At 40.7% G+C, this 20869-nt stretch carries 17 protein-coding genes and 1 tRNA gene; 12 read left to right on the top strand and 6 right to left on the bottom strand.

Going from position 1 to position 20869, the window contains the following annotated elements; all coding sequences use genetic code 11:
* Positions 1 to 59: 59 nt before the first annotated feature.
* Positions 60 to 944: a bestrophin family protein gene (locus B4A24_RS16130; protein WP_293946116.1), complete on the bottom strand. Its 885-nt coding sequence runs from the start codon at positions 942 to 944 to the stop codon at positions 60 to 62.
* Positions 945 to 1183: 239 nt separating this feature from the next.
* Between B4A24_RS16130 and B4A24_RS16125 the strand changes: the two genes are divergently transcribed.
* Complete coding sequence (locus B4A24_RS16125; protein WP_293946115.1) at positions 1184 to 1792, top strand: methyltransferase domain-containing protein; 609 nt, start codon at positions 1184 to 1186, stop codon at positions 1790 to 1792.
* Here the strand turns inward: B4A24_RS16125 and B4A24_RS16120 are convergent.
* Positions 1776 to 3308 (bottom strand): SulP family inorganic anion transporter, encoded by a 1533-nt coding sequence (locus tag B4A24_RS16120; RefSeq protein ID WP_293946114.1) that lies wholly within the window; start codon positions 3306 to 3308, stop codon positions 1776 to 1778. The two genes, B4A24_RS16125 and B4A24_RS16120, sit on opposite strands and share 17 nt — an antisense overlap.
* 167 nt (positions 3309 to 3475) lie before the next feature.
* Here B4A24_RS16120 and B4A24_RS16115 point away from each other — a divergent pair, with 167 nt between their 5' ends.
* Entirely contained in the window at positions 3476 to 5065 is a 1590-nt protein-coding gene (locus B4A24_RS16115; RefSeq protein WP_293946113.1) for a DUF3943 domain-containing protein, read from the top strand.
* Here B4A24_RS16115 and B4A24_RS16110 read toward each other — a convergent pair.
* Complete coding sequence (locus tag B4A24_RS16110) at positions 5062 to 6510, bottom strand: L,D-transpeptidase family protein (RefSeq protein WP_293946112.1); 1449 nt, start codon at positions 6508 to 6510, stop codon at positions 5062 to 5064. The genes B4A24_RS16115 and B4A24_RS16110 overlap by 4 nt on opposite strands.
* Before the next feature lie 118 nt (positions 6511 to 6628).
* Complete coding sequence (gene fbp / locus B4A24_RS16105; protein WP_293946111.1) at positions 6629 to 7636, bottom strand: class 1 fructose-bisphosphatase; 1008 nt, start codon at positions 7634 to 7636, stop codon at positions 6629 to 6631.
* Positions 7637 to 7905: 269 nt separating this feature from the next.
* Here fbp and B4A24_RS16100 point away from each other — a divergent pair, with 269 nt between their 5' ends.
* From B4A24_RS16100 to B4A24_RS16055, 10 genes are all read left to right on the top strand, one after another.
* The gene (locus B4A24_RS16100; RefSeq protein ID WP_172395291.1) at positions 7906 to 8139 is read left to right on the top strand and encodes a hypothetical protein; all 234 of its coding nucleotides are present in this window, start codon (positions 7906 to 7908) and stop codon (positions 8137 to 8139) included.
* A 288-nt stretch (positions 8140 to 8427) separates the two neighbouring features.
* On the top strand, positions 8428 to 11259 hold the full coding sequence (locus tag B4A24_RS16095; RefSeq protein ID WP_293946110.1) for a heavy metal translocating P-type ATPase: 2832 nt from the start codon (positions 8428 to 8430) through the stop codon (positions 11257 to 11259).
* 82 nt (positions 11260 to 11341) lie between these two features.
* Entirely contained in the window at positions 11342 to 11620 is a 279-nt protein-coding gene (locus B4A24_RS16090) for a LapA family protein (RefSeq protein WP_293946109.1), read from the top strand.
* Between the two features lie 139 nt (positions 11621 to 11759).
* Positions 11760 to 11832 (top strand) — tRNA-Lys (locus B4A24_RS16085).
* A 171-nt stretch (positions 11833 to 12003) separates the two neighbouring features.
* Positions 12004 to 12789, top strand: coding sequence for a hypothetical protein (locus tag B4A24_RS16080; protein WP_293946108.1), 786 nt, complete (start codon positions 12004 to 12006; stop codon positions 12787 to 12789).
* A 48-nt stretch (positions 12790 to 12837) separates the two neighbouring features.
* Positions 12838 to 13407 (top strand): Crp/Fnr family transcriptional regulator, encoded by a 570-nt coding sequence (locus B4A24_RS16075; protein WP_293946107.1) that lies wholly within the window; start codon positions 12838 to 12840, stop codon positions 13405 to 13407.
* A gap of 76 nt (positions 13408 to 13483) precedes the next feature.
* On the top strand, positions 13484 to 14302 hold the full coding sequence (locus B4A24_RS16070) for an alpha/beta hydrolase (protein WP_293946106.1): 819 nt from the start codon (positions 13484 to 13486) through the stop codon (positions 14300 to 14302).
* Positions 14289 to 15146, top strand: a complete 858-nt coding sequence (locus tag B4A24_RS16065; RefSeq protein WP_293946105.1) for an EamA family transporter — start codon at positions 14289 to 14291, stop codon at positions 15144 to 15146. Before B4A24_RS16070 ends, B4A24_RS16065 begins: the two co-directional genes overlap by 14 nt.
* Positions 15147 to 15350: 204 nt before the next feature.
* On the top strand, positions 15351 to 16874 hold the full coding sequence (locus B4A24_RS16060; protein ID WP_293946104.1) for a sulfatase family protein: 1524 nt from the start codon (positions 15351 to 15353) through the stop codon (positions 16872 to 16874).
* A gap of 507 nt (positions 16875 to 17381) precedes the next feature.
* Entirely contained in the window at positions 17382 to 17972 is a 591-nt protein-coding gene (locus B4A24_RS16055; protein WP_293946103.1) for a riboflavin synthase, read from the top strand.
* A gap of 83 nt (positions 17973 to 18055) precedes the next feature.
* Here the strand turns inward: B4A24_RS16055 and B4A24_RS16050 are convergent, their stop codons facing one another.
* Complete coding sequence (locus tag B4A24_RS16050; RefSeq protein ID WP_293946102.1) at positions 18056 to 19798, bottom strand: chloride channel protein; 1743 nt, start codon at positions 19796 to 19798, stop codon at positions 18056 to 18058.
* Positions 19799 to 19861: 63 nt separating this feature from the next.
* Complete coding sequence (locus B4A24_RS16045) at positions 19862 to 20800, bottom strand: hydrogen peroxide-inducible genes activator (protein ID WP_172395265.1); 939 nt, start codon at positions 20798 to 20800, stop codon at positions 19862 to 19864.
* Positions 20801 to 20869: the final 69 nt, after the last annotated feature.

Raw genomic sequence — 20869 nt, 5'->3', positions numbered from 1 at the left:
ATTAAACCAAATCTGGTGATAAAGCTATCCGATTATAACTAAAATTTACAACAGACCAGTTAAAGAATATAATAATATTCCTCCGCAGGTGCTGTTGGCTTTTGGGTCGGTTCACCAATCGCTTCCAGCAAATTCATCTCGATGGTCTGACAGATTGTTGTCATCGGTGTATCCATCGGTTTATTTTCAAAAGGATCCTGCATCAAGATCGCCGTACGTTCAATGATGATAAATATAATCGGGATCCCGATCGTCAGCATCATTTTTACCAAGATTACATCATCATTCAGGCTAAAGGGTAATAAGAGCGCAAATAAATAAATCAAGAAATGGATCAGTTTACCATAAGACACTGGAAAGACTGTGTTTTTTATCCGTTCGCAACGCCCCATTGAATCAGAAAATCGTGTTAAAATCTCATCCACAGCAACTTGTCTAAATTCAGTGATCAACCCCTCTTGGGCCAATAAGCGTAAATGCTTTGCATGGCCAGTTAAAATTCCGTAAGCCACATTTGTATCATTGATCTGATAACTTTCCAGATAGTCTCCTACCCTTTTTGAATGGGGCTCTTTTCGCAATGATTCGCTCAAGGCATAATTCCATATAATCTGTCTTTCGACAAACATTTTTAGGTGTATGTCCTGATCTCTGGTAATAAAAGTTTGCAGAAGACGTATTAAACTACGCGAATCGTTGACAATTGCTCCCCATACAATACGTGCTTCCCACCATCTATCATAAGATTGTGCAGTTCGAAATGCTAACAGAAGCGATATTGCTGTACCTACAATCGCAATTAATGACAATGGAATCTGCAGTGTCAAAAAATCTTTATGCTTCGCCAGCAGCCCGACCAAACAGCCGAAAAAAACTATTCGAATCAAATCTGTCTGAATGGCCTTTAAAAAGTATGAAACCGAAATTCTCCTATTGAGTAACATATCACTAATGGTCTTTAGTTGAAATAATACTTTATATAAATCCGAAAGTTATTTTTTTGTTTTACGACAGGACAGACAAAACGTTAAAAAGCTGCAATAAAGCGTATTATTTTCACTTCTTTCTCCAGCTCTTCATTGACGTTATCGAAACATTTTTCCAGTAAAAAATTAAAATAACAACGTGTTACACAAGATTTCCTTAAATTGTATCCACTTGCTTTTAACAGGTGTAAGTTGCTATGGATATATTGGATTTGAATAAAGATTATTGGGACAATCGCTATAAGAACATGGAGATCGGGTGGGATATTGGTTATGCATCACCAGCGATTATAAAGTATGCAGAGACCGTAATTCCCAAAGACGCATCTATTTTAATTCCCGGTTGTGGCAACGCGCACGAAGCTAAGGCACTTCTGGAGAAAGGCTTTGAAAATATCACCTTGCTTGATATCGCACCGACATTAGTTGATCAGGTTCAAAAAGCATTTGGTGTAATTCCGCAGCTTCAGATTATCTGTCAGGATTTTTTTCAGCATGAACAACAATATGACTACATTTTGGAGCAGACCTTTTTCTGTGCATTGGATCCTGCCCTACGGGAAAACTACAGTAGCAAAATAGCTTCACTGCTCCAACCGCGCGGTATTCTCGCAGGTCTATTGTTCGATAGGGAATTTCCTGTACAAGGGCCCCCATTCGGTGGAAACAAACCTGAATATCAGCATTTGTTTCTTTCAAGCTTTGATATTTTAAAAATGGAGACCTGTTTCAATAGTATACCGCAGCGACAAGGAAGTGAGCTTTTTATCGAATTAAGGCAAAAACAATTTATTTTCCGGGCATGACTTGATAAGTTGGATCATCCTTAATATTAACGACAGCAATTCCCGTTGCATTTTTGAGGAGGGAGCGACAATCTTCACTGAGATGCCACAGTTCCACTTTCTTCTGTTGTGAAGCATAACGCTCAGTAATTTTATTTAGCGCATCCACAGCAGACATATCCACGACCCTACTTTCTTTAAAGTCCACAATGATATGATCAGGATCCTCCTGAATATCAAACTTATCCAAGAAATTTGCTGTGGACCCGAAAAACAATGGTCCATATATTTCATAATGTTTTATACCTTCTGGGTCAACATATTTTCGCGCCCGTATACGCTTCGCATTATCCCAGGCAAAGACCAATGCAGAAACTACTACACCGACAAGTACCGCCAAAGCCAAATTGTGCAAGAGGACCGTTATACCGGCAACAAGAATACCAACGAAAATATCCGATTTCGGGAACTTATTGATAATCCGAAAACTCACCCATTGAAAAGTGCCAATAGCGACCATCATCATCACACCGACAAGTGCAGCCATGGGGATTTGCTCAATAAAAGGTGCGCCGACCAATATAATCAATAAGATTGTCATTGCGCCTATAAAAGCGGATAACCGCGTCCTTGCACCTGCATTCAAATTCACCAAGGTCTGTGCCACCATCGCACAACCACCCATTCCACCAAAAAATCCATTGATTGCATTTGCCAGCCCTTGCGCCATGGATTCACGGTTTGCATTTCCTTTACTAGCAGTAATTTCGTCGACCATATTAAGAGTCAAAAGCGATTCTACAAGTCCTACTCCCGCCATGACCAAGGAATATGGGAAGATTAATTGCAATGTATCCCAGCTCCAGGGGATATTGGGCAAATGAAAGTGAGGGAGGGATCCGCTTACCGATGCTATATCAACCACTTTCTTGGTTTCGATACCTAGTAATGATACCAGACCAAAAACAACCAAAATAGCAATTAATGAAGCGGGAACCGCCTTTGTGATCCGAGGAAAACCGATAACAATCAGCATTGTCAATAAAGTAAGCCCTCCCATAATATATAAAGTCGACCCCGACATCCAGACCATATCCGTTCCGTTGCTCGCCTTAAATTGTACAACCTGCGCCATAAAAATAATAATGGCTAACCCATTCAAAAAGCCGTACATAACAGGTTGCGGGATCAAACGGACAAATTTTCCCCATTTGAAAAGACCAACAAAAAATTGTAGTATGCCCGCCAAGATTACTGCTGCAAAAAGATAGTCAATACCATGACTTGCTGCAAGCGCCATCAGAACAACAATAGTTGCCCCAGCTCCACCAGATACCATACCCGGTCTTCCTCCAAAAATAGCAGTCACAAGTCCCATTAAGAAGGCAGCATAAAGGCCCGTTAAGGGTGGCAAACCAGCTAGTATCGCAAACGAAAGGGATTCAGGTATCATCGTCATGGCTACCGTCAAACCAGCAAAAAGTTCGTTTTTAAAATTGACGGACCGGATGTTAAAAAATTCAAAGGTATTGTTCATATCGAAATCAGTTGAACATTATAAAACGTTGCAAAGGTAACAATCCATACCGTATATCAGCAACTTGCAGGTTGCTAAAAGGAGAAAGAATCGCAATCGTAAAAACAGTTTTACGCTATATTTGTTATTCAGTACAACTCTTATTGCAACACAGCATATTGACCGATATGAAACTATATCTAAGGCCTTATTGTTCTATTTTATTTTTGCTTTTGAATGTATTTAAGACCTTTTTTTGTGCATTGATCTTTTCCTGTTTTCCAGCGATGGCCGCTATTCAAACGAATCAAAATAACGTTCAATATGCGGTCAGAGATACAGCACATACGCTTGGTAGCATGTGCCTAAAATCATCAGCAGATAGTGTCAATCAGCTCTTCAGGAACACAAATTCAAGAGATAGTATCGCCGTGTCGAGACAACAGGCAAAATGGATTTCCGATCAGATTCATGCCAAATTATCCAACAGTACCTTAAATTTTCAAAAGAAAAACTTTCTACGCGCCGGAATAGAATGGTTTTCTATTCAGGCTATACCGGCCTCGGTCAATTATTTCATTCGAAAAGATCCGGTCTCCCATATATCTTTCAAAAATTTCTTCAGCCATTTAAAGTTTTCGGCCTGGACTTGGGACGATAATCTCTTCGCCACCAATCAAATCGCCCACCCCTACCACGGACAGTTCTATTTCAATTCATTCCGGTCCAACAACTTTAGCTTCTGGCAGTCCTCAATAGCGACTGTGGCAGGGAGCTACATATGGGAGACAGCAGGCGAGACAGAACCACCTTCGGTCAACGATATCATTAATACCGGTTTTGGCGGAACGATTCTCGGTGAGATGACACACCGCCTTTCACATCACATTCTTGCCAGACCCAGCGTCACGAAAGGACAGCGAAATAAAAAAGAAATATTAGCAATGTTGATCAATCCAATCAACGGCTTGAACCGTCTGCTTGACGGCCGTTGGGGAAATACAGCGAAAGGCATCGTCATCGATAGCTCTCAGGTTCATACAGAAGTCGAATTAGGTATTCGAAGATTTGATGCCAAAGAGCATAATGTCATCAGCCGGGGAAAGAATGATATCTATGCCCGCATTAAACTGATTTATAACAACGAAAATGTCGACAGAAAGAAACCTTTTAACGACTTTATCCTCAATCTTGAAATCGGATCTGATGACAGCTCAATCGTAAATGCTGTCAACATATATGCCTCCCTTTATGGGAATCGTATATTATCCGATTTAACCGGCAGACATCGCGGAATTGTATCAGCTCACTTTGATTTCCTGCGTAATGAGGCTTTCTACTATGGATCGCAAAGTATCAATTACAATGTTTTTTCCAATTTTAACATCGGTAAACACACCAAACTGACTACGGTCTTGGGGGGAGGACCAGTAGTTCTGGCAGCAGTACCTGATCCATATCTTCATTTCGGAGAAAGCCGTACCTATGATTATGGTCCCGGAGTGGATGTGCGTACCGCAGCAACATTAAGTACGCTTAATCGCTTTAAATTTGGAATAGACTACCGTGGCGGTTATTTTGTGACTATCAGTGGCAATAAATCCCATCATTATCTTCATACTGTATCAACCAGCGCTTCGGTACGGATCTGGAAAAACTTTGGCATTAATCTCTACTCAGGATATTTCAGGCTGGAAGGTCGTTACCGGGATCATGACAAAGTGAATAAAGATTATCCTTTTATACGTTTGGCCTTGGCTTATAATTCTGAATATTAATTTGCCCAATATTTCTTCAATGCATCTTTCAGACGCGGGTCATAGCCATAAATATCAGGGTAAGAAACGATTTTACCGTCATCATCAAGCCAAGTAGTATAATAAGTAAGGTATACAGGCATCTGACGTTTAAGCGTTACCCACCTCGATTTGGAAATGGAGTCAGTTGTAATTTCTTTTGCGATCTTCTCGGCTTGCTTCTCGTTATTCACCAAGTAGCTGGCCAAGTCAACGGGTTTTTCAACACGTACACAGCCGTGACTCACAGCACGGTTGGTCTGCCCAAACATTTGTTTGGCAGGTGTATCATGGAGGTAGATCGAATAAGCATTTTCAAATAAAAATTTCACGTTCCCCAGAGAATTATCTGATCCCGGATTTTGCTTAAAACGGAATTTCTCAACCGAATCCGCATGCCAATTTACCGTACTTGGATCAACCTGCTTTCCCTTATAGTAAGCCACCATATTACGCGAGGCCAAATAGTTTGGATTATTCCTTACACTGGCCAATAATTCTTTTTTTACAATACTGCTCGGGATATTCCAAACCGGGTTGACCTGCATCGCATCCAGAATACCTTGCATGACCGGGGTTTCGTGGTTTTCACCTTTGCGCGTATAGGCAGGGTTAGCAGTTTCACCAACACATACGTTCATCAATTGACTGGTTTTACCATCTTCCATGATATGTAAGCGTTGTTCAGGAATATTGACAAAAACATATTTCTCCGGAAAAGACGTCCCCATCCAGCGTAATTTTTCCAGTACCATCAGTACGTTAATCCTTTGTGTGTTATCCAGATTACCATTTTCCAACAAATCCTGAAATTGCGTGTAATACTGATTTTTCGGCTGAATATTAGCCATCAACGGGCCCATCTTGACACTGTCCAGCATGTGAATCACCTTTGCATAATTCATGCGATTTTGCGGCACAAAATATCTTCCGTACAGGCGCTTCGGATTAACCACACCGTATTTCATACTGCTGACATAAGCCACAAAACCATCTGTCCCCAAAAGATCGAGCTTGGCTAAAAGAGGGTAAGATTCTGCGACATCCTTTGGTTTCAGTTTGCGCAGCGAAAATAACGTCTCTTTTATCTCCGCAGTGTGGAAGTAACTGCTACGTATCCCATGTTCTTCACTTTGTTCAAAATAACTCAATAGGGTATCAATGCTTCCGTCAAATAGATGTTCAGCGATTAAAGTCATTCCTGCAGTAGAATCAGACAATTTCTTCATCCAGCTCGGGTTATGCAGGTTGCTTTTCTGTTTACCATACACTTCCTGAAACACCTTCACATAAGCTGTTGTATCAAACTCCTTATAAGATTTTTGTTCAAAACCCTGTGCGAGCACATCACCATAAGTGGGCGGATTCTCTTTACAAGAAAAAAATACTATTGAAACAAAGGAAATAAAAACTAAAAAACGTGACATACTACAAATAATGAAAAAAGAAATGGCTTCGCAATAATGAAGCCATTTTCTGGAACAAATATAAATAATTCTTACTGGCAAACGAATCTTCCCTGTCATCGAATCACTACATAATGAATTACTGATATTTTAGGAGGAAATCCTCAAGGAGTTTCACCATTGCCGTATTCCCTAAAAATGCCGCTGTTCGTTGATGTAGTGTCTTGGGTTCAATATCTAAAATACGTTGGTATCCATTCGTCGCCCTCCCTCCTGCTTGTTCAATAATAAACGCTATTGGGTTACATTCGTACATCAATCGTAATTTCCCGTTCGGGTGTGCTGAAGTCGTCGGATAAAGAAAGATCCCCCCTTTCAGCAAATTGCGGTGAATGTCAGCAACCATCGACCCAATATAGCGCGATGCATAGGGACGTTGGGTAGCTGCGTCTTCCATTTGACAGTATTTGATGTATTGTTTGACACCGTTGGGGAATTTGGAGTAATTTCCCTCATTTATCGAATAAATATGCCCCGCTTCAGGAATCTTCATATCGGGATGAGACAGGCAGAATTCCCCGATGGAAGGATCTAAAGTAAAACCATTCACCCCTTTGCCCGTTGTATATACCAACATGGTTGAGCTTCCATAAATGACATAACCTGCGGCAACTTGCTGGGTTCCGTGTTGCAGGATATCGTTGCTATTACATGACACACCGGTATCCGAAAGCCGGCGATAAATGGAAAAAATTGTCCCTACAGAGACATTAACATCGATATTACTCGAACCATCCAATGGATCTATACAAACAATATACTTTGCGTTTTTTGAAACCCCAGATTGCATATAAACTGGATTTTCATGTTCCTCCGAGGCAACGACACAGCATTCTCCACCACTTTGCAGTGCTTTAATAAATTGCTCATCGGCATACACATCCAACTTCTTCTGTCCCTCCCCCTGTACATTAATCTGCCCTGAGTCCCCCAAAATATCAACCAATCCAGCCTTGTTGACTTCTCTGTTAACAATCTTTGCTGCTATACCGATATCACGCAAGAGCCTAGACAGCTCACCTTTTGCATATGGAAAATCGGCTTGTTTTTCAATAATAAATTGTCCTAGTGTTGTTATACCACTCATAATAGTGTTTATTGGATATTTTTTGTTGTACAAAGCTAAAAAAGTAAAATAGATTTTAGCAAAGCTATCTCCCTGTCCAGCTAAACTTTAGCACATAAAATACGCAATCGATTGCGCATATCGTTGAAAACTTCCTTCTGCTAAAACGATTATTAACTACAAAAAGATAACAAAGCGGTAAAAGAAGTAGATATCTTCTAAATCCTCAGAAATAAAAAAAAACAAAAAATGATAAGTATTTGGTAATTTTGGCAAAATATATTGATACAATGCAACAACTTATACAGCTCGTTGAAAAGGAAAAACTAAGTACTCAGCCCGTTACGCAACACACCTTGATCATTGATGATAAGCAAGTTATTCATGGGGCACTTTTTTTCGTTAAAACAGCACGCAAGACTTTTAAAATAATGGTTCCCGCTCCTTTTTACGAGGCTTTGCTCGATAATCAATTAACCATACAGCGCTTAATAAAACATCCTGAAGCCATGTTACTTTCCTGAGGAGTTATTTTACCAAAAAAGAACATCATATTAACTCATCCACGCACAATGTTTGCGTCAAATTTATCCCATCTCCGCTTTTTACACTTGCAACAGTTCTAATTGATGGGAAACAAATAACTCCATTAGTTTGTTTATTCCACGGTGCATCAGGGCAATTGCTGATCCAATACACTGATTTTCTTATCGTAATGATGGATCAGCGGATGGAAATATTACAAAAAAACATTGTAAAAGTACAACATTAGCCAAGCGATAAGCCTTAAATTTATTGTATAATAAAATGCTATGCAATACCAATATAAACTTTCAGGCATGTCCTGTGATGGATGTAGAACGACCATTGAAAACGCGATTAATCAGCTTCCTAAAGTCCAGGCTAAGGTCTCGCTAGATCCACCATTGTTGACGATAGAATCTGAGCAAGAAATTTCAGCAGATCAGATCCAGGAGATGCTATCCAGATTGGGTAACTATCAAATCAGCGAACAAAGCGAGCCAACAGTTTCCTTATATACAGCTACATCCACAGCGCTGTCCCCCACAGGCAAGTACTATTGTCCGATGCACTGCGAAGGAGAGAAAACATATGACCTACCAGGACGTTGCCCCGTTTGCGGCATGTATCTCGTACCAGTCGAACAGGTTCGAAGTGAACAACAGCATAACCATACAGACCATTCGGATCATTTCGGACCATCTGCTGCAAACAAAGCAATGGAGCCTGAACGGCAGCGACATACCATCGCAGAGGATCATAATCATCACCCCAAGCATGGATCTTTCACACAGGAGCACGATCATCATGGGCATATGCATCAGCACAATGAACAGTCCGTTGCTGCAGTGTCCAAGCAGCAACATGCAGGTTCTGCAGGAAAATACTATTGCCCGATGCACTGTGAAGGCGACAAAGTTTATGATCAGCCGGGCAGCTGTCCGGTTTGTGGAATGAATCTTGAAAAAATTCCTGAATTGAACAAAATAACACAATATACCTGTCCGATGCATCCCGAAATTGTCCGGGACCAACCCGGAAGCTGCCCGATCTGCGGTATGGATCTTGTTCCCATGGCTGGTGGAAACGACGACGAAGAAGACCGGACATATAAAGATCTCCGCATGAAACTGTGGCTGTCTATTTTGTTTACAGTTCCAATATTTATTCTTTCCATGGGAGAAATGCTTCCGGGTAATCCCATTGGTAAAATTATACCGCCAGATTTGTCCGGTTGGATACAATTATCATTATCCTTGCCCATCGTTTTTTATACCTGCTGGTCATTTTTTCAACGTGGCTGGGTTTCTTTTAAAACTTGGCGTCTAAATATGTTCAGCCTGATCGCCCTTGGAGCGGGTGCGGCATTTCTCTATAGTCTTGTAGGTTTATTCTTTCCCCAGATCTTCCCTACTGACCTAAAAAATCATCATGGTTATATTGCCTTGTATTTCGAGTCGGTCACAGTCATTTTAACGTTGGTACTTCTAGGTCAGGTGATGGAAGCCAAGGCACATTCAAAAACCAATTCAGCGATCAAAGAACTCATTAAACTTAGCCCATCGGACGCTACCCGGGTCGACAATGGTGTTGACGTAAAAATTGGAGTTGATCAGATTCAGATTGGAGACACCCTGAAAGTCAAACCCGGAGATAAAATACCTGTAGACGGTCAGATCACAAATGGTACAACGAATATTGACGAATCCATGTTGACAGGTGAACCCCTGCCTGTCGAAAAACAGGAAGGCGACAAAGTAAGCTCAGGTACGATCAACGGTGAACGGCTTTTTTTGATGAAAGCCGAACGCATCGGCTCAGACACCCTATTGGCTCAGATCATTCAGATGGTCAATGATGCCAGCCGAAGTAAAGCACCGATACAACGTCTTACGGACAAAGTATCTGAAATATTTGTCCCAATAGTGATCGTTATCGCTTTGTTGACATTCTTTGTCTGGTGGATATGGGGCCCTGCACCATCATTAGCGTACGGATTTGCCAACGCATTGGCTGTTCTTATTGTTGCCTGTCCTTGTGCCCTTGGTCTGGCAACACCGATGTCTGTCATGGTAGGGGTCGGCAAGGGGGCCAAAAATGGCATTCTGATCAAAGATGCAAGTGCTTTAGAAAAAATGAACCAAGTAGATGTCGTATTAACGGACAAAACAGGTACAATAACCGAGGGTAAGCCCGCCGTTGATGACATTCAACCCACAGGAATCAGCAGCATCTCCGAAATACTGTTTTTGGCAGCTTCGTTAAATAGCAACAGTACCCATCCACTTGGTCAGGCCATTATTAAACGAGCCAAAAAAGAAGGAAATAAAGCTGAGCAACAGGTTGCCAATTTCGAAAATATTGCCGGGCAAGGCATTAAAGGCGAGCTAAGCGGTCAACCGATTGCTCTAGGCAACCAATTGTTGATGGAAAGTATGGAAATAAATATTCCCGAGGAGATACGCAATACTGTAGCGCAGGCACAATCCGATGGCAAAACAGTCTCTTATCTGTCAAAAGGCGTTGATTTACTTGGCTATTTCAGCATTTCTGATCAGATTAAAGCCTCTTCCAAACAGGCCATACAGTACCTGCTCCAACATGATGTGGATGTTATAATGCTCACGGGAGACAATGCACATACGGCAAAATCTGTCGCCGAGCAAGTTGGGATCAAGCATTTCAAAGCAAATGCATTACCAAAAGATAAATTACAAGAGATACACCGTTTACAGGAGCAAGGACATGTTGTTGCGATGGCTGGTGATGGCATTAACGACGCTCCTGCCCTCGCACAGGCCGATATCGGTATCGCAATGGGGACAGGAACAGATGTAGCCATACAAAGTGCATCGCTGACCTTATTGCAGGGCGACCTAACCGGCATTGCCAAAGCCAAAATACTGAGTCATAAACTACTTCGAAATATCAAAGAAAATTTAGGCTTTGCTTTCATTTATAATATTCTAGGTATCCCATTGGCAGCAGGGCTTCTCTATCCAAGCTTTGGTATCCTATTATCCCCGATGATAGCGGCAGCAGCAATGAGCTTTAGTTCCGTTTCGGTGATTTTAAATTCCTTACGCTTAAACCGCGCAACGATTGGTATAGATAAAAACTAAACAAAAGAAAGCCGCTCGATAGCATTGAAAATAGATAATTAACTATATTCGCGATTCCTAATGACATATATTTATCATCATTATGCGCAACATATTTTTAATACTTCTGACGGTCATCGTAACGCTGGTTTGTGTCAAGAATACACAAACTGTAAATATTGACCTTTTTATAGAGGGCAACGTAACGTTATGGAAACTCCTTCTGACCTTTTTTGTAATGGGTATTCTCTTCGCTTTTTTATTAAAGGGTGGTAAAAAGAAACAACAACGGGAAAATACAGCATTATCTGATCAATTAGAAGAAGATAATCTGGAACCTAAGTCCAAATTATCTGATGAAGATCGGGACTTTCTATCATAATGAAAAAAATAAACTGCTAAAAATGAAGGTTTAAACACATTAAACCCATTTTTATTATATAAATAGTTGTGAGAAAAAGAGATTAATCCTATCTTTGCAACACTTCAAACAAGGAACGGTAGTTTAAAAAAAGAAGTACGATTCCGTAGCTCAGCTGGTAGAGCAATACACTTTTAATGTATGGGTCCTGGGTTCGAATCCCAGCGGGATCACAAAGAGAAAAGCTAATCACAAGATTAGCTTTTCTTGTTTTGGTAATATACGAATTCGAAAGAAGGACCAGGTTTGATCCTAAGGAAGCTGCGATTAAAAACCCCTGATTTCATGGATATCAGATCCGTTACATTGCTGTATATTTGATATATTAGAAAAAAAATAATCAGATGCGGTACGTTTTTATACTCTTGATCACACTGACCTGTGCATTTACATATGCGCAGACCAAGCCCATGCCAAACAATTTGTCCTACCCCGATTTGATTCCGGTATTGGTAAATGATAGCGTATATGGATACTGTGACAGTGTTCTCGACATAAAACTTTCTCCCGTTTACGAAAGTGCAGAGTTATTTGAAGAAGATTTCAATTTTCAGATTTTTCACGTCAACAAACCTGAAATTGTAAAATATGGATCAGCGGAATACGCTTGGGTCCGACACAAAGGAGAGCGTTACCGTATCAACAAAAAAGGCGATCTGGTTTATAAATATGACGAAGCGGATTTCAAACCCGGAGAAACCCTCGTTCGGATCTTTCAAAAGTCCAGACATACAATAGATAAGGTGGACGAAACAACCCTATTTCAGCACATCAAAGACAATCAAACAGGTCAAATTGTGTTCCCTGACGATCAGTCCATCGCCGACTTTAAAGAAAAGAATAAAACTTTTATCGACGAAGGGATACGGCTCATCTATTATCCCAGCTTTACAGCATTACCTTATACGAATTTTACCAACGAACAAACGCAGCTCCATGGAATAAAAAATGAAGAAACAGGTGAAATCCTTCTAAAAGCACGCTATGCATCTATTGAAGAATGCTACAATAATCCCTTACGCGTACATCAATACCCGCTGTTAATTGCCTATCGTGGCGATCTAAATAAGGATGTCTTTGTTGGACTCAATGGAACCGAATATATACTATATTCAGCGCAAATAGAATAAAGGAATATATTTATTTCATTAACTTTATCCAGTACAGACAGGAGAACGATGGAAAAGCTGCTATTCGAAATGAACCAATACTTTCCGCTAAGTGAACGGACGATGGCGGCATTGAAACAGATCTGTCAAACCAAAAGCTTTAAAAAAAATGACTTAATCTTGCGTGCTGGCGATTATGCAAGATATTACTATTTTGTATCCAATGGATTATTAGGCTATTATAAACTAGATACAGAAGGAAATATCATTTATAAATTGTTTTTTGAAGAGAACAGCTTCTGCGCATCCACATCGGCGATCATAGAGGAGAAACCAAGTAATTTCAATATTGTAGCTCTCGAAGATGTACTGCTTATTCAATATTCCGCGAAGCTTTTCCGCGAACTGGTAGTACAATATCACGACTTGGCGCTTTTCCAAATCGCCTACCTTGAAAAAAATTGGGTCGTTAAAAAAGAACCTCTTGAAATTAATTTGAAATGGGAGTCTGCTAAAGAACGCTATCTTGAACTTTACAGCAATCAATCACTCTTCAACCGTCTCAAACAACATCATATTGCCTCTTATCTGGGCGTTACACCTACCCAACTGAGTCGTATTCGTAAAGAATTAAAATAATAATTCCATCAACATTTGTACATGTTTTTTAACAATATCCTTGAGAATTTTGCAGTGTACAATAAATTCTCAAGCAATGAAAACAGGAATTACCTTTCTTTTATTGGCACTCTTCTTCTCAGTTAGTGCCCAACAGATCGTCCACCAGCAAGTCTACAGTGCCAAGATGCGCAAAAACATAGATGCTATCATCGTTACACCTAATATCCAAAAAGATGTACGCTATAAAACCGTTTATATATTACATGGCTATAGTGGAAATCCCTCAAGGACAATCGAACAGGACATCCCAAACCTGTCCCAAAAAGCGATTGAATTCCAAACGATTTATATTATTCCCGACGGAAATTATAACTCATGGTATGTAGATAGTCCTTTGGATAAGCAGCGCCAATATACAACCTTTATCGGAGAAGAACTGGTCAGTTATGTCGATCAACATTTTCCCACCCAAGCAGATAGAGCTGCAAGAGGCTTGCTCGGATGGAGTATGGGAGGGTATGGTGCATTGCATATTGGGGTTGCCTACTCCCAAATCTTTTCCATTGTTGGTAGTTCCTGTGGAGCAATTGATTTCGACCGCTTTGGAAAAGGATATCAAGGCTATCAGGTGGATAAGGTACTCGGGGAGTTAAAAGATTTGTCCCCTAGTTTTCGAATCTATGACAATGTGGATAAAATGAGCCATAGTCGACAGCACTATATCCTGGATTGTGGAACTGAAGATACGCAAATGCTGGAAATGAACCGATCCCTACATAAACAGTTAACGACTAAAAATATCGAACACCTCTATATCGAGTCTCCGGGAGGACACGATACCGCTTACTGGCGTAAATCGTTAATCAATCAATTGGTCTTATTTCAAAATTATTTTGGCCATGAAGGATTATAAATCTATTCTTTACGTCGCAACTGGCGCCTGCAGTTATGGCCTGCTCGCTACTTTGGTCAAATATGCCAATCAACTAGGGATTAGTACCAGTGTATTAACTTTCCTGCAATTTTTGATAGGGTTCTTGTTTTTGCTGGGACTCAATTACTTGTCGAAACCACAGCAACAGGTAAGCTTGACTGTAAAATTAAAACTAACTGCCTGGGGAACGTCCTTGGGTTTGACGTCAACATTGTATTACCTTGCCATACAATACATCCCTATATCTGTGGGAATTATCCTACTCATGCAATCCATTTGGATAAGTTTAATTGTGGAGGCGTTCATCAGAAGGCAAATTCCATCAAGGGCAAAGATAGCGGGTGTCATTATCGTCTTATTGGGAACTGCGCTTGCAACCAATATCTTTACAGAAACAAAGGATTTGGATACAAGAGGTATATTATTGGGGTTTGGCGCTGGCATCAGTTATGCCGTTGCCATTTTTTCATCTAGTAACATTGCTAATAAGTTACCGAGTCCAGTCCGAAGTCAGTTTTTAGTACTTGGTGGGCTTCTCTTGATCATTGTATTTTGGAACATTAATATCGTCCAGCAGATGACACTGGAAGCCTTGCCGTGGGGGATACTCATCGCCCTATTTGGTACAGTTCTACCCCCCTTATTGTTTACCCGGGGTATTCCTAAGACCGGTATCGCTTTGGGAAATATAATTTCGAGCCTGGAGATTCCGGTGTCTACCATCTCCGCAGTTTTATTACTGAACGAGATTGTTTCCGGAATTCAGTGGGCCGGGATATTCCTCATCTTGCTTGCAGTCACCGTTATCAATCTTCGAAAATAAACACAAAGGAATCTCTATCTTGTTATTCAAAACTAGCAGATAGAGTTTCTTTATCCTCTCGCAAAAGAAGACATAATTCTTAAGCGCGATTAGACCAATCATTGACCAATTTCTCAAAGTGAAATTGATATCAATCCAAATTTAAAATAGTATATTGGGCGTCGTCAATAGCATCACGACGCCCAATCAACGCATGTGCATAATATGAAAAAGACCTTATCTCTTCTCATCCTACTTCCCGCTAGTCTGGTGGTAACGGTACCACTGACTACGCTAGCTCAAAAACTAAACAAGCCGAACGTCATCTATATCTACGCGGATGATCTTGGTTTTGGCGATCTGAGCAGTTATGGTGCCAAACAGATTGAAACTCCGCATTTGGATAAATTGGCCCAAGCCGGTACACGCTTTACCAATGCACATAGTACTTCGTCTACCTGTACCCCATCCCGCTTTGCTTTGATGACTGGTACCTATCCTTGGCGCCAGGAAGGAACAGGTATCTTGCCCGGGGACGCCAAACTGATAGTACCGACCGACAAAATTACGCTGCCAAAGGTATTTAAAAATGCAGGTTACGCAACAGCAATTGTCGGTAAATGGCACTTGGGGTTAGGAAGTGAGATTAAAAAAGACTGGAATGCAGCAATCAAACCTGGTCCTAACGATGTTGGTTTTGATTATTCTTTTATCTTTCCAGCTACTGCCGATCGTGTTCCGACCGTATTTTTAGAAAATGAGCAGGTTGTCGCAGTAGAAGCAAAGGATCCCATCCTCGTCGATTATGAAAAAAAAATAGGCAATGACCCTACTGGTAAAGAGCATCCCGAATTACTCAAAATGCAGTCCTCCCCTGGGCAAGGACACGATCAAACCATTATCAATGGCATCGGACGAATTGGCTATATGACAGGTGGCACACGTGCTCGTTGGGTGGACGAAGAGCTTTCCACAACATTTCTGCATAAAGCACAAGATTTTATTGCACAACATCAAGATAAACCTTTTTTCCTCTACTTCTGTTTGACCGAACCCCATGTTCCGCGCATGCCAGCGACACAATTTAGAGGCAAAAGTAAGCTCGGTTATCGTGGGGATGCAATCCTTCAATTAGACTGGACTGTCGGACAGATTCAACAACAATTACAGCTATTGGGAATGGAAAAAAACACCATTATTATCTTTAGTAGTGACAATGGTCCTGTATTGGATGACGGATATGTGGACGGTGCTGTGGCACAACTCAATGGACACCTGCCGGCAGGACCACTACGAGGTGGCAAATATAGCATCTTTGAAGGTGGTACGCGTGTACCATTTATCGTTAGTGGAAAAGGGGTAGCCAAAGGCGAGGTTTCCAATGCACTGATCAGCCAAATGGACCTATTGGCAACATGCGCACAACTATTGGGCGTGAAATTAAAAACTGATGAAGCAAAGGATAGTAAGGCCTTATTGAAAACCTTGACAGGAGAAGATCTCAAAGGACGCAGCACCCTGGTCCAGCATGCGCAAACATTGGCCATCGTCAAGGATGACTGGAAATATATTGCACCCAGCAAAGGTACCCCATATATGAAATTGACAGATACCGAAACTGGAAATCATCCCGAAGATCAATTGTACGACCTAAAAAATGATATTGGAGAAAAAAACAATGTTGCAACCGAGTATCCTGAAAAGGTGACTGAATTGAAGCAGTTATTGAAAGGAGAACAAAATAAATAAGCGAATAAGTCTCGCCCTTCCCCTAATAGGGTGAACACGACTTTCTGTGTAAAAACCGCAGTTGAATAAATAACGGCAACCTAATCACCTACAAAACAACACTTTATTTTAAAATAAAAAAAGCTTAGCATCCGGTCGGGCGACCTGCTAAGCTTTTATAAATACCTCTTTGTTAGAGGCAATCAACCTAAACCTATGACAAAGATAGTGCTTCAAATGATATAAACAAAAATTTTGTAATATTTTTTTTCAACTCCCATAAATTTGCTTTGGCATAGCTGTCACAAAAGGAATAGTAAGTGTATAATATACACACAATCTTTTTGCTATTTGTAATGGAGATTTTTTTATCATACCATATTAATGCAGTTTCTATTACAGTATTTATCTCGGTCATGAATTATATTTACAATAGATTATTCTGTCATCCATGCGTCTATTTTGTTTGTAAAAACAAGGTTTCCTTTGATTATTTAGTAACTTTGATCCAATCAAAAATTTTATTGCATGTTTACCGGAATTATAGAAACCTTAGGAAAAATAGAGCGTATTGAACATGAAAAAAGCAACATCCACTTTTATGTCAGCTCCCCGATCTCCAATGAATTTAAAATAGATCAGAGTGTAAGCCACAATGGTGTCTGCCTGACAGTAGTTGGATTGGATGATCAGGTACATAAGGTGACAGCGATCGACGAAACCTTGCAAAAAACTAATCTGGCAGAACTGAAAGCTGGAGATCTGGTTAACATTGAACGTTGTACTTTAGCTGGCGGAAGATTTGACGGACATATTGTTCAGGGGCATGTTGATCAGACCGCAACTTGCATCAAGAAAACAGATGAAAACGGTAGTTTTATTTTTACCTTTCAGTATGATCCATCCAAACAAAATATTACGGTGGAAAAAGGATCCATCACTGTTAATGGTATTAGCTTGACTGTTTTAGATTCCCGCGATGATCAGTTTTCCGTAGCGATCATTCCTTATACCCTCGAACACACCAATCTTCAACAGGTCGGAGTAGGCACGACTGTCAATCTTGAATTTGATATTATTGGAAAATACGTAACAAAAATTATGGCAATGCGCGCATAATTCAGCTTACCCTCTACTAGCATAGATTTATTTTGGGCGGCACAATAAGATATCCTCATGTCGCCCTATTACAACATACTAATTTATTCTAGATAGTGTCCCTGACGGATAAGTAATGCACGGTATTTATTAAAAACACTGGACTTGGATACAAATCCCATGTATTTATTTTCATCCCCAAGCACAGGCAATATCCAAGTGTCATCCTTGTTCATCTTAGCCATGACAATTTCCATGTTCTCGTTGATTCCAACGGTATCATTTGGTTTCTGTGCCAATTTTTCAAATGGGATATCCCCTCCTTCCACCTCTCCCAACAAGACAGAAAACAGAAACTCACTATAAAGGAGCCCCATAAATTTACCTTCATAACTTACCACCGGAAAAATATTGCGTTTGCTATGAATAATATCCGACTGTCTACTCTTAGGCGTTTCGTCAGGTCGCAAGATCACAAAATTGGTTTCCAGAACATATTTAATCCGCATCATGCTCAGCACCGAACGATCCTTGTCTTCATAAGAAATCAGATCGCCTGATTCGGCCAATACTTTCGTATAGATAGAGTATTTTAAGACAGTACGATTGATCAAGTAAGAAATTGAACAGACCAGCATCAAAGGAACCATTAAGGTGTAGCCTCCTGTCACTTCCGCGATTAAGAAGATACCCGTCAATGGGGCATGCATAATACCACTTAATGCTCCTGCCATTCCAGCAACCACAAAATTTGGCACATTTAATTCAGCGATTCCAGTCAGGTTGACTCCATAGGAAAAAGCAAAGCCCAATAGCCCGCCCATCACTAGACTAGGCCCAAATACACCACCGTTCCCGCCCCCATTTAACGTAAATAATGCCGCAAAAGATTTTCCAAATAAGGTCAAAATCGTATAGCCCAGCACTACCAATCCAATATCTTTATAATCAGAAAACAAGCTATTTTTTACGATCGCGTTAAATTGCCCATTCAGAATCTGCTGGATCGTGATATAGCCTTCACCGTAGAGTGCGGGAAATACAAAAATCATTAGACCCAAGGATATTCCGCTTACCCAAACTTTGCTGTAGGGATTCTTTATTTTGGAGAACCACTTTCCTACCGTATTAGAGACGCGGGCAAAATAGATCGTGTACAAACCGATCAATACCGCCAGTAATAAATAAAACAACAAAGCAGAGACCTGCCAGTCCGAATTAAATGTACTGAATAGCGGTTCACTATACAGGAGACGTGATACCACCGCAGCGAGCGCCGAAGAAATCAAAAGTGGAATAAAGACTGGAATGGAGAATTCTGGAAGCAATATCTCAATGGCAAAGATCATTCCCGCCAAGGGGCTGTTAAACGCGCCAGAAATTCCAGCCGCCGCGCCACAGGCTAAAAGCATGGTGACTTCTTTGTATTGCAGACCAAAAAAACGGGCGATATTAGAACCAATTGATGAGCCCCCTAAGGCAACCGGGGCTTCCAATCCACAAGACCCTCCAAAACCAACAGTGATCGCCGAAGTGACCACCTGCGAATAGATATTACTTGGATCCAATCGGCTCCCCTTGCGACTGATGGCATAGATAATCGGCGTAATACCGTGTTCCATCTTCTTGCCCTTTAGAAATTTCCGAACAAAAAACACACTCAGCAATATCCCGATTAAAGGAAAAATCAAATAAACAGAATATTTAACTTTCCAGTCAATGTCATCCTGAATCGTCGCCGCAATAAAATGCGTCAGTCTTTTTAATACAGACGCCATCAGACCACCAACAATACCGACTAAAAAGGCCAAGAGAATAATAAAGTTCCGGTTAGAAACTTTTTTCATCCGCCACTGATTAATCTGATCTATCTTCTTAAAAAAACGTACACTGAGATTTGTCATGTCTTCTTATTGAAAGCTCAACACTTCCTTTTTCTTTTTTGTTTTGAATTTATCGGGTACCACTGCTAATATTTCTTTTTCCAATGCCTGGATCGCATGTCGCTTCACATAATTCTGTGTCGTAACTAAAGAGATCTCGCGCACAGGCTCCGGCGATTTGAAATACCGGATCTTATCCAGTTGCTCATCCACATAATCTGAAATCGAAAGCTCGGGTAAGATTGTTATACCATCATTGATATCCACCATTCGTTTAAGTGTTTCCACACTGCCTGTGTAATATTCAAAACGTCCAGACAGATCCTGATTATGTTTATGATGACAAATATTGAGTACTTGTCCACGCATACAATGTCCTTCATTGAGCAGCCACAGCTTATCGTCAGCAATATCATCCCCACTCAGCACTTTCTTGGAAAATAAAGGGCTATTTTCAGAAATATAAGCAACAAAATTCTCATAAAATAAAGGCGACTCTAATATGCCCGGATCATTTAATGGTGTCGACAGCACGCCACAGTCTAAAAGACCAACTTTCAGCTCATGCACAATACGCTCGGTTGTATACTCCCAAATCTGCAATTGCAGCTTTGGATATTTCTCCATAAAAGTTGTTAATACCTTCGGCAACAGATACGGTGCAATTGTCGGAATGACACCCACTTTTAACGTCCCTTCGATCTCGCCCTTTTTATCCTGGACAATCTCATTGATCTTCCGGCTCTCGGTCAGGACCAACCTCGCCTGGAGAATAATCTTCTCACCAATTTCAGTGGGTACAACTGGCTGACGACTCCGGTCAAAGATTTTGGCTCCCAACGATTCCTCCAGTTTCTGGATCTGCATACTTAATGTCGGCTGTGTCACAAAACACTTTTCAGCTGCGGCGACAAAACTACGATAAGTATCAACAGCAATGATATATTCCAATTGGATTAAGGTCATGTTAAAATCTTTAAAGCCCAAAATTACGAATACTCCTGTAAAACGATGGCAAATACACAATTTTTTAGG

It is taken from the genome of Sphingobacterium sp. UBA7249, from assembly GCF_002472835.1.
In the GTDB taxonomy this organism is placed as follows: domain Bacteria; phylum Bacteroidota; class Bacteroidia; order Sphingobacteriales; family Sphingobacteriaceae; genus Sphingobacterium; species Sphingobacterium prati.
This window is presented reverse-complemented; position numbering and strand designations above follow the sequence as displayed.